The sequence below is a fragment of the Stenotrophomonas sp. SrG genome (assembly GCF_050031795.1).
GTDB lineage: Bacteria > Pseudomonadota > Gammaproteobacteria > Xanthomonadales > Xanthomonadaceae > Stenotrophomonas > Stenotrophomonas rhizophila_A.
This window is the reverse complement of sequence record NZ_JBNBBE010000015.1, coordinates 72,037-81,743: the sequence shown is the minus strand read 5'-3', so window position 1 is coordinate 81,743 and position 9,707 is coordinate 72,037. Positions and strand designations below refer to the sequence as shown.

At 68.9% G+C, this 9,707-nt stretch carries 9 protein-coding genes and 1 tRNA gene; all 10 read right to left on the bottom strand.

The genetic code is table 11. The annotated features are described in order from the left end of the window. Window positions 1-82: 82 nt before the first annotated feature. Window positions 83-158, bottom strand: a tRNA-Gly gene (locus ACQG3P_RS15115). Window positions 159-204: 46 nt separating this feature from the next. Continuing rightward, window positions 205-828: a CDP-diacylglycerol--glycerol-3-phosphate 3-phosphatidyltransferase gene (gene pgsA, locus ACQG3P_RS15110; protein WP_068850761.1), complete on the bottom strand. Its 624-nt coding sequence runs from the start codon at window positions 826-828 to the stop codon at window positions 205-207. 9 nt (window positions 829-837) lie between these two features. Next, entirely contained in the window at window positions 838-2,685 is a 1,848-nt protein-coding gene (gene uvrC / locus ACQG3P_RS15105; RefSeq protein ID WP_095364027.1) for an excinuclease ABC subunit UvrC, read from the bottom strand. Continuing rightward, window positions 2,682-4,097: a hypothetical protein gene (locus ACQG3P_RS15100; protein WP_426805526.1), complete on the bottom strand. Its 1,416-nt coding sequence runs from the start codon at window positions 4,095-4,097 to the stop codon at window positions 2,682-2,684. The genes uvrC and ACQG3P_RS15100 overlap by 4 nt, the downstream gene beginning before the upstream one ends. 24 nt (window positions 4,098-4,121) lie before the next feature. Further along, the gene (gene kdsB / locus ACQG3P_RS15095; RefSeq protein ID WP_095364026.1) at window positions 4,122-4,919 is read right to left on the bottom strand and encodes a 3-deoxy-manno-octulosonate cytidylyltransferase; all 798 of its coding nucleotides are present in this window, start codon (window positions 4,917-4,919) and stop codon (window positions 4,122-4,124) included. 58 nt (window positions 4,920-4,977) lie between these two features. Then, on the bottom strand, window positions 4,978-6,000 hold the full coding sequence (gene lpxK / locus ACQG3P_RS15090) for a tetraacyldisaccharide 4'-kinase (protein WP_426805525.1): 1,023 nt from the start codon (window positions 5,998-6,000) through the stop codon (window positions 4,978-4,980). Then, entirely contained in the window at window positions 6,000-7,748 is a 1,749-nt protein-coding gene (msbA, locus tag ACQG3P_RS15085) for a lipid A export permease/ATP-binding protein MsbA (RefSeq protein WP_095364024.1), read from the bottom strand. The genes lpxK and msbA overlap by 1 nt, the downstream gene beginning before the upstream one ends. After that, a complete protein-coding gene (locus tag ACQG3P_RS15080; protein ID WP_068850743.1) occupies window positions 7,745-8,167 on the bottom strand; it encodes an ExbD/TolR family protein in 423 nt (140 codons plus the stop codon). Before ACQG3P_RS15080 ends, msbA begins: the two co-directional genes overlap by 4 nt. A 3-nt stretch (window positions 8,168-8,170) precedes the next feature. Further along, window positions 8,171-8,848 (bottom strand): MotA/TolQ/ExbB proton channel family protein, encoded by a 678-nt coding sequence (locus tag ACQG3P_RS15075; RefSeq protein WP_095364023.1) that lies wholly within the window; start codon window positions 8,846-8,848, stop codon window positions 8,171-8,173. A gap of 3 nt (window positions 8,849-8,851) precedes the next feature. Next, window positions 8,852-9,707 (bottom strand): ComEC/Rec2 family competence protein (locus tag ACQG3P_RS15070; protein WP_426805524.1); only part of this gene is annotated, 856 nt, incomplete at its 5' end.

Below are 9,707 nucleotides of genomic sequence, written 5' to 3'. Positions count from 1 at the left end.
TCCATGAAGTGCCGGTGAAGCGGGAATGAAGCGCGGCCACCAACGAAAAAAAGCGACCCGAGGGTCGCTTTTTTCTTGAATCTGGAGCGGGAAACGAGACTCGAACTCGCGACCTCAACCTTGGCAAGGTTGCGCTCTACCAACTGAGCTATTCCCGCTTGGGAGGCGAAATTCTACAGCCAAACGCGGTGCTGTCAACAGCCCTCAGCCCTTCTTTTTCAGGCGTGCGGTTTCACGTGCGGCGCGTTCGTCCTCGCGCAGGCTCGGCCACGCCGCATGCAGGTACTGCAGGCCGGAGAAGAGGGTGAGTACCGCAGCGATCGCCAGGGTCCAGTCGCCGACATGGAATACCGGTTCGCCCATCCAGATATCGGACACCGGCGTGTTCGGCGCCACCGAATACAACAGGCACAGCAGCGCGACCATCTGCGCGGTGGTCTTGATCTTGCCGATCAGGGCCACCCGCACCTTCGCGCGCTGGCCGATTTCAGCCATCCATTCGCGCAGTGCCGACACCGCGATTTCGCGGCCGACGATGACGGCGGCCCAGAATGCCATCCACGGCGTGGGGTGGCCCTGCACGATCAGGAACAGCGCCACGGCCACCATCAGCTTGTCCGCAACCGGGTCGAGGAAGGCGCCGAACGCCGAGGCCAGGTCGTAGCGGCGGGCGATCCAGCCATCCAGCCAATCGGTCAGCGCGGCGATGCCGAAGATCGCCGCCGAGGCGAAATTGGTCCAGGTGTAGGGAAGGTAGAACACCAGCACCAGCACCGGGATCATCACGATCCGCAGCAACGTCAGCCAGGTGGGGAGGGTCAACTTCATTGCGTCTCTCTACTCGCCGGCCGCAGGGGGCGTGGGCAGTCCATGAAGGTTAGCGTAGATGCGTGCGGCAAGGGCGTCATTGATGCCCTCCACCTTGGCGATTTCCGCCTCGCCGGCCGCCTTCAGGCCGACCAGCCCGCCGAAATGCTTGAGCAGGCTGGCGCGCCGGCGCGGCCCGATGCCGGGAATGTCCTCCAGCTTGCTGGTCATGCGCGCCTTCTGCCGGCGGCCCCGATGGCCGGTGATCGCAAACCGGTGCGCTTCGTCGCGGACCTGCTGGATGAACTGCAGGGCCGGTGATGCGGCGCCGGGGCGCAGCTCGCGGCCATCGGGCATCACCAGCGCTTCGTGTCCGGCGCGGCGCTCCACGCCCTTGGCCACGCCCACCAGCATCACCCCTTCCACGCCGAGGTCGGCCAGTGCGGCCTGCGCCTGGGCCAACTGGCCGGCGCCGCCGTCGATCAGCAGCAGGTCCGGCAGCACGCCCTCCTCTTCCACCGCGCGACGGAAGCGACGGTCGATGGCTTGGCGCATGGCCGCGTAGTCATCGCCGGGTTCGATCCCGCTGATGTTGAAACGCCGGTACTGGCTGCGCACCGGGCCACTGGCATCGAACACCACGCATGAGGCCACGGTGGCTTCGCCCATGGTGTGGCTGATGTCGAAACACTCCACGCGCTTGACCTGCTCAGCCAGGCCGAGCATCTGCCGCAGATCCTCGCTGCGCGCATGCTGGGCGCTGCGGCTGGTGAGCTCGCTGACCAGCGTGATCTGCGCATTGCGGCTGGCCAGCTCGACATAACCGGCCCGTTCGCCGCGCACGTTCCACTTCAGCTGCACCTTGGCCTCGGCCGAGGCGCTGAGCGCCGATTCGATCAGGCTGGCATCGGGAATCTCGCGGTCCAGCAGGATCTCGCGCGGCGGGGAATGTTCGGCGTAGTACTGCGACACGAAAGCGCCGAGCACTTCGTCCGCGCTTTCCTCGCCATTGGTGCGCGGGAAGAACGGCCGCGTGCCCATGTTGCGGCCATCGCGGAACGCCAGCAGCATCACGCAGGCGCTTGCGCCCTGCGTGGCGCAGGCCAGCACGTCCAGGTCGGCGGCGCGGCCATCCACGTACTGGCGGGTCTGCATGCTGCGCAGGGACGTGACCAGGTCGCGCAGGCGCGCGGCCTGCTCGAATTCCAGCGCTTCGCTGGCCGCCTGCATCTGCGTACCCAGTTCGCGCGCCAGCTGGTCGCTCTTGCCTTCCAGGAACATCGAGGCACGCCGCACCGATTCGGCGTAGTCGTCGGCGGCCACCAGGTCCACGCACGGCGCGCTGCAGCGGCCGATCTGGTACTGCAGGCACGGTCGCGAGCGGTTGCGGAACACGCTGTCCTCGCAGCTGCGCAGCTTGAACAGCTTGTGCATCAGGTTGAGCGTTTCGCGCACCGCGGTCACCCCCGGGTACGGACCGAAGTACCGGCCCGGCACCGCGCGCGGCCCGCGGTGCAGCGCGATGCGCGGCCAGTCTTCGCGGGTCAGCAGCACGTGGGGATAGGTCTTGTCGTCGCGCAGCGAGACGTTGTAACGCGGCGACAGCGACTTGATCAGCTGGTTTTCCAGCAGCAGCGCTTCAGCCTCGGAACGCGTCACGGTCACATCCATGCGCGCGACCTGCGACAGCATGGACATGATCCGCGCGGTCTTGGGCGCGCCATTGAAGTAACTGCCCACGCGGTTGCGCAGCGCGCGGGCCTTGCCGACATACAGCAGGGTGTCGTCGGCGGCGTACATGCGGTACACGCCGGGCGCGGTGCTCAGGTGGGCCGCGAATGCCTTTCCATCGAAGGCCGGAGCGGTAGTGAGGGTCATTCGCTGATCGGCACGTCGCTCAGTACGCCGCTCACCGGGTCGAAACGCAGTACGGCATGGGCATCGGTCTCGGCGATCCACACCGCACCGCCGCCCAAGGCCAGCCCGGCCGGACCATGCAGCCGCCGCGGCAGCGCCACGGTACTCAGTTCGCCGCCGCCCAGGCGCAGGGTGCGCAGTCGGCCGTTGCCGGCGTCGGCGATCCATAGCACGGGCGCATCCGGGTTCATCGCGATCGCCTGCGGGTACTGCAGCTGGGCAGTGGTGCGCGGGCCATCCTGTTCCCCGAACGACCACATCCCCTGCCCCACCAGCGTCTGCACCAGGTCGCCACGCAGCTGCATCGAACGGATCGACGAACCCAGCGCGTCGCATACGTACAGCACCTGCTGCACCGCCGCCAGCGCGGCCGGCTGCGCGAACGCGGCCAGGTGGCCGCTGCCGTCACGCTCGTCGATCGCGCCGGAGCCGGCGCGCCAGGACAACGTGCGCTGGCCCAGGTGATAGCTCCAGATGCGGTTGTCGCCAGCCATCGCGATATGGATCTGGTTGTCGGCGACTACCAGACCCTGCGGATGGTTCAGGGGGGTCTGGCGCGGGTCGCCCACCGCGCCTTCGCGCGGCTCGCCCGGACGGCCATTGCCGCACAGGGTGTCGACCTGCCCGGTCAGCAGGTGGATCCGGCGCAACGCATGGTTGCCGGTGTCGGCGACGTACAGCCACTCGCGTTCCAGGGCCAGGCCCTGCGGCCGGTTGAACGCGGCCTCGCCCGGGCCGCCATCCATCATGTCGGCGGTGCCCATCCCGAACTGGCGAAGCACCCGCCCGGCATGGCTGCACTCGAGGATGCGATGGTGGCCGCTGTCGGCGATGTACAGCCGCTCGGTGCTCACCGCCAGCGCGGTCGGGAACAGCAACGGCAGGCGCGGCTCGGGATGCAGCTCGCGCTGGCGCGATGCGTCCGCATCCAGCGGGCTGGACGTCCCCTGGCAGAGTGCATTGAGCGCACGATCCAGCTCCTCGCCGAAGCCGACCAGGCGGTCGACCTCACGCCCCTGTGCATCCAGCAGCACCAAGGTCGGCCAAGCCGCCACGTTGAACCGGCGCCAGCCGTCCCAATCGGCATCCAGCAGCGCCGGCACGGTCACGCCCTGTCGGCGGAGCAGTTTCAGCGCCTGCTCCGGTTCGCGCTCGAAGTCGAAGCGCGGCACCTGCAGGACCAGTACCTGCAGCTTGCCGGGGTTGCGCGACTGCCATTGGCCAAGCTCGGCCAGCCGGTGCGCGCACCACACCGAGGCGGCGTTGACAAAGGCCAGTACCACCGGGCGACCACGCAGTTCGGTCAGGGTGGTCGGGGCGGCATTGAGCCACGTGGCAAATTCGGGCAGATCCTGGACGGGCTGTACGTTCATGCGCTGATTATGCCGGACTGGGCGTCATGCAACCGTCGTGCCACCGTCAATTTCGCGGCGGGCCAGCCAGCCTTCGGCGCGCGCCAGGTCCTCGGGCGTATCGATTCCCGGCGGGAAGGCGGCCGGCGACAGCGCCACGCTCAGCCGGTGGCCGGCCTCCAGCACCCGCAGCTGCTCCAGCGATTCCAGCTGTTCCAGCGTGCCCGGCGGCAACGCGGCGAACTGCTGCAGGAAACCGGCCCGGTAGGCATAGATGCCGATGTGGCGCAGCCAGTGGGGCCCGGACAGGCGCTCGCGCGACTGCGCGAAGGCGTCGCGGTGCCAGGGAATGGGAGCGCGGCTGAAGTACAGCGCGTCCAGGTTCTGCTGGCGTACCACCTTGACCACGTTCGGGTCGAACAGGGTCTCGGCATCCTCCACCGGGGTGGCCAGGGTCGCCATGGCGGCACCGCTGTAGACCAGAGCTTCCGCCACCGCGCGGATGCCCTCGGCCGGGGCGAACGGCTCGTCGCCCTGCAGGTTCACCACCACGGTGTCATCGGACCAGCCGGCCTGGCGGGCGCATTCGGCCAGCCGGTCGGTGCCGGAGGCATGGCTGGCGGCGGTCATCGCCACCTGCACGCCGTCCAGGCCCTGCAGGGCATCGGCGATGCGCGCATCGTCGGTGGCCACCCAGACCTCGCGCGCACCGGCCAGCAGCGCGCGTTCGGCCACGCGCAGCACCAGCGGTCTGCCGCCGAGCAGCCGCAGCGGCTTGCCGGGCAGCCGGGAGGCGGCGTAGCGCGCCGGAATGGCGACGACGAAATCGACGGGCTGGCTCATGCGGACCTCTCGGCAATACACGGGAACAATGGCCGCCAGTGTGCCGCAAACGCGGTGCTCAGCGCTTGCCGAGTTTGTCCACGCGGTCCAGCAGGTTGACCCAGAACGCGGCGGGAAGATCGGCAGACAACGGCACCGAAAAATGCCATTCGTTGGCGAACGCCTTGCACTTCACCGCGTCCTTCTCAGTCATCAGCACTGGCAGTTCGCTGCCAAAGCGAAGGTCCGCCGCCTGATACGCATGGTGGTCGGCGAAGGCATGCGGGACCACCCCGATGCCGTGCGCACGCAGCATGTCGAAGAAGCGCTGCGGGTGCGCGATCCCGGCCACGGCGTGCACGCGCTGGCCACGGAAGTGCGACAACGCGCGGGCACGGCCGCCGCTGAGCGGCTGCGCGCTGTCGATATGCAGCTGCATCGCCCATTCGCCGAACCCGCAGGAGGCGAGCGCGGACGGATCGGCACTGGCCTGGCCCAGGTTGACCACGCGGAAGTCGCAGTCGCGCGCGCGTTCGGCGGGTTCGCGCAACGGCCCGGCCGGGATCAACCGGCCGTTGCCGTAGCGGCGTTGTGCGTCCACCACCTCGATTTCGATGTCGCGCGCCAGCCGGTAGTGCTGCAGGCCGTCGTCGCAGACGATGATGTTGCAGCCCGCCTCGACCAACGCGTTGCCGGCGGCCACGCGGTCGGCATCGACCCGGACCGGCACGCCGGTTTTCCACGCGATCAGCACCGGTTCGTCGCCGCCCAACGCCGTCGGCGTGCTCGCCTCGACCCAGCGCGGGACCTTGGCCTCTTCGCGCCCATAACCGCGACTGGCCACGCCCGGCTTCCAGCCCGCCTCGCGCAGGCGGTCCACCAGCGCGATGGTCAGCGGGGTCTTGCCGGTACCGCCGGCGGTCACGTTGCCGACCACGATCACCGGCACCGGCAGCGCGTGGCGCTTGCGCCAACCGCGCCGGTACAGCCCACGGCGCAGCGCCACCACGGCGCCGTACACCGGCGCCAGCAGCCGTGCGGCAAACGGAATCGCACTGCCGTCGTACCAGTACGACGGCGTCTGGGAACCCTTGGACGCCATCAGGGCTGCCTTTCGCGGAACTGCATCTTGTGCAGGTGCTCGTAAAGCCCGCCCAGCGCCAGCAGCTCGCGGTGGGTGCCGCGCTCGACGATGCGGCCGTGGTCCATCACCAGCACCTGGTCGGCATGTTCGATGGTGGACAGGCGATGTGCGATCACCAGCGTGGTGCGCTCGGGCATCAGGCGCTGCAGGGCATCCTGCACCAGCCGCTCGGACTCGTTGTCCAGCGCGGCGGTGGCTTCGTCGAGGATCAATACCGGCGCGTCGCGCAGGATCGCGCGGGCGATCGCCAGGCGCTGGCGCTGGCCGCCGGACAGCAGCGCGCCGTTCTCACCCACCGGGGTCTGCAGCTGCTGCGGCATGCGCTCGATGAACTCCCACGCATTGGCGGCCTCGGCGGCAGCGCGGATCTGCTCCTCGCTGGCGTCCATGCCGTAGGCGATGTTGGCGCCCACGGTATCGTCGAACAGCATGACCTTCTGCCCGACCATCGCCACCTGGCGGCGCAGGTCGGCCAGCGGGTAGTCGTCCAGCGGCACGCCATCGAGCAGGATGCGGCCGCCGCTGGGCTCATAGAAACGCGGCACCAGCCGGATGAGGCTGGTCTTGCCGCTGCCGGAGCGGCCGACGATGGCCGTTACCGTGCCCGGCTTGGCATCGAAGGTGATGTCGTCCAGTGCGATGCCGGTATCTTCGCGATAACGCAGCATCACGTGCTGGAAAGACAGCTCGCCACGCACGCGCTGGGCGCGGGTGCTGCCTTCGTCGCGCTCGACCGGCAGGTCAAGGATGCCGAACAGGCGCTCGGCGGCGGCCACGCCGCGCGAGATGGAGGTCTGCACGCTGGTCAGGCGGCGCAGCGACGGGATGATGGCCATCATCGAGGTCATCAGGCCCATGAACTGGCCGGCATTCAAGCGCCCGGCCAGCGCTTCGCGGGTGGACACCCACACGATCACGGCCAGCGCCAGCGCGGCCAGGAACTGCACGGTGCTGGACGCCAGCGCGCGCGTGGTTTCGACCTTCATGTTCAGGCCGAGCATGCGGTTGGCCAGCCGCGAATAACGCGAGATCTCGTGCGCCTGGGTGCCATGCACCTTCACTTCCTGCTGCGCGGCCAGCGACTGTTCGGCGGTCTGCGCCATGCTGCCCATGCCGTCCTGGATGCCGCGGCTGATGCGCCGGTAGCGCTTGCCCACGAACGACACGATCACGCCGATCAGCGGCACCACCACCAGCATCGCCACGGTTACCTTGACGCTCATCTGCAGCATCACCACCAGCATGGCGATGATGGTCAGGGTGTCGGCGACCAGGGTCTTGAGCGCATCGGCGCTGGCCTGGGTGACCTGCTCGGTGTCGTAGTTCAGGCGGCTGACCATCACCGGCGTGGCTTCGCTGTCGAAGTGCGACGACGGCAGGTGCAGGTACTTGGACAGCACCTGTTCGCGCAGGTCGCGCACCACGCTGCGGCCGGTGCGGGCCAGCGCGTAATCGCTGACCAGCGTGGCCAGGCTGCGCATCATGAACAGCCCGAGGATGGTCAGCGGCAGGATCACCGCCATGCGCGGCTCGGGGTTGACGAAGCCGCGGTTGACCAGCGGTTCCATCAGCTTGGTGAAGTGGTAACCGGCCAGGGCTTCGACCACCATCGCGATGACGGCGGCCACCATGAACACCCAGTAGGCGCGGGTGTAGCCCAGCAGGCGTTTGTAGATCGGCCAGACCGGCGCGTGTTGTTTACTCATGGACGCACCTCCGGCGCGGTAGCGATGGCGATGCGACGGAAACCGAGCTGGCCCAGGGCATCCTGGGCGGTCACTACGGCCTGGTACGGGGTGCGGGCATCGGCGCGCAGCAGTACGGTCTGCTCACGGTCGGTGCCGGCAACGGCGGCAATGGTCTGCTTGACCGATTCCACGTCCGTGCGCAGCACTTCCTGGTCGTTGATGAAGTAACGCCCTTCGGCGTTGACCAGCACGCTGAGCGAGCGCGGCGGCTCGGTGGTGTCCTGCTGGCTGGCGGTCGGCAGCTGCAGCTGCAGCGTCGAGCGCGCGTCGAAGGTGGTGGTGACCACGAAGAAGATGATCAGCACGAGGATGACGTCGATCAGGGGTACCAGATCGATGTGCACCTCGTCCTGGACCCGGTCGTTGCGGATACGCATCCGTCAGCCCTTGGCCGTGACGGGCGCGGCGCCGGCCGCCGGCGCGGTGCCGGCGCGCGGTGCCGCGTTCATGACGCCGGGGCGGCCGTCCAGTGCGTCCAGCAGGGCCGAGGCCTCCATTTCCATCTCGATCACGTAACCGCCGATGCGGCCCTTGAAGTAGCGATGGAACATCAATGCCGGGATGGCCACGATCATGCCGGTGGCGGTGCACACCAGCGCCTTGCCGATGCCGCCGGCCAGCTGGTTCACATCGCCCACGCCGTGGTCGAGGATGCCCAGGAACATCTGGATCATGCCCACCACGGTGCCAAGCAGGCCCAGCAGCGGGCCCGCCGATGCGATGGTGCCCAGCGCGTTCAGGAACCGCTCCATGCGGTGCACCAGATGCCGGCCGGCATCTTCGATGCGCTCGCGGATCTGGTCGCGCGGGCGGTTGCGCGCTTCCAGCGCCACGGCCAGCAACGCGCCCAGCGGCGAGTTGGCCCGCAGCGACTGGATGTGATTCGGATCGAGCTTGCCGCGCGCGGCCCAGTTGCGCACTTCCTGGCCCAGCCCCGGGGGCAGGACCTCGTTACGCCGCAAGGTCCAGAAACGCTCCAGGACGATTGCCAAAGCCAGTACGCCCAACAGCAGCAGCGGCACCATCGGCCAGCCACCGGCCTTGACCAGTTCCCACACGTTTCAACCCTCCGGCCCATTGGCCGCCTGTATGACCGCCGATAGGATAGCAGCCGACCGCGTCCGCTCCGCGGCATCCCACCAACGGCGTTCGAAAAGACGCTGTTCGCGCACCTGCAACCCCTCCTGACCCAGCCACAGGCGCAGCGCGCCGCTGTCGGCGGTGTTCAGCACTTCGGCAGGGGCCGCCCGCCAGCGCTGCACGACGTCCGGGCGCGGGTGCCCGAACCGGTTGCCATGCCCGGCCGAGACGATGGCCAGGCGGGGCGACACCGCCTGCACCCAGTCGGCGCCGGACGAGCCGGCACTGCCGTGGTGCGCCACCAGCACCGCGTCGGCGCGCAGCGCGGCCGGTACCGTGGCAACCAGCATGGCCTCCTCGCGCTGGCCGATGTCGCCCGTCAACAGCACCACGCCATGCGCGGTCTGGATTCGCAGCACGCAGCTGCTGGCGTTGCCTGCGTAGTCCACGCCCGGCGGCGGATGCAGGACGGTGAAGTCCACCCCGTCCCAGCGCCAGGCCTCGCCGCTGCTGCAGGGCAGCTGGATGGCGGGCACTGCACCCGATGGCGCCTGCAATGGTGGATCGCGAAAGGCGCGGCGCACTGCAGGCATGCCACCGGCGTGGTCGCGGTCGCCATGGCTGAGCAGCAGCCGGTCAAGTCCGGCCTCGCCCAGCGCGTGCAGGGTCGGCACCACCACCCGTTCGCCGGCGTCGAATCCCCCTTCCGCGGCGGGGCCGGCGTCGTACAGCAGGCGGTGGTGACGGGTGCGCACCCACACGGCCAGGCCCTGCCCCACGTCCATCACCAGCAGCTCGACCTCGCCGGGGGCGGGACGATCGCGGGCCGGCCACAGA

What these genes read in the sequence shown, in the direction of transcription:
- pgsA (WP_068850761.1), bottom strand. Translation starts at nt 828, where the DNA reads ATGAAGTTGACCCTCCCCACCTGGCTGACGTTGCTGCGGATCGTGATG.
- uvrC (WP_095364027.1), bottom strand. Translation starts at nt 2,685, where the DNA reads ATGACCCTCACTACCGCTCCGGCCTTCGATGGAAAGGCATTCGCGGCC.
- ACQG3P_RS15100 (WP_426805526.1), bottom strand. Translation starts at nt 4,097, where the DNA reads ATGAACGTACAGCCCGTCCAGGATCTGCCCGAATTTGCCACGTGGCTC.
- kdsB (WP_095364026.1), bottom strand. Translation starts at nt 4,919, where the DNA reads ATGAGCCAGCCCGTCGATTTCGTCGTCGCCATTCCGGCGCGCTACGCC.
- lpxK (WP_426805525.1), bottom strand. Translation starts at nt 6,000, where the DNA reads ATGGCGTCCAAGGGTTCCCAGACGCCGTCGTACTGGTACGACGGCAGT.
- msbA (WP_095364024.1), bottom strand. Translation starts at nt 7,748, where the DNA reads ATGAGTAAACAACACGCGCCGGTCTGGCCGATCTACAAACGCCTGCTG.
- ACQG3P_RS15080 (WP_068850743.1), bottom strand. Translation starts at nt 8,167, where the DNA reads ATGCGTATCCGCAACGACCGGGTCCAGGACGAGGTGCACATCGATCTG.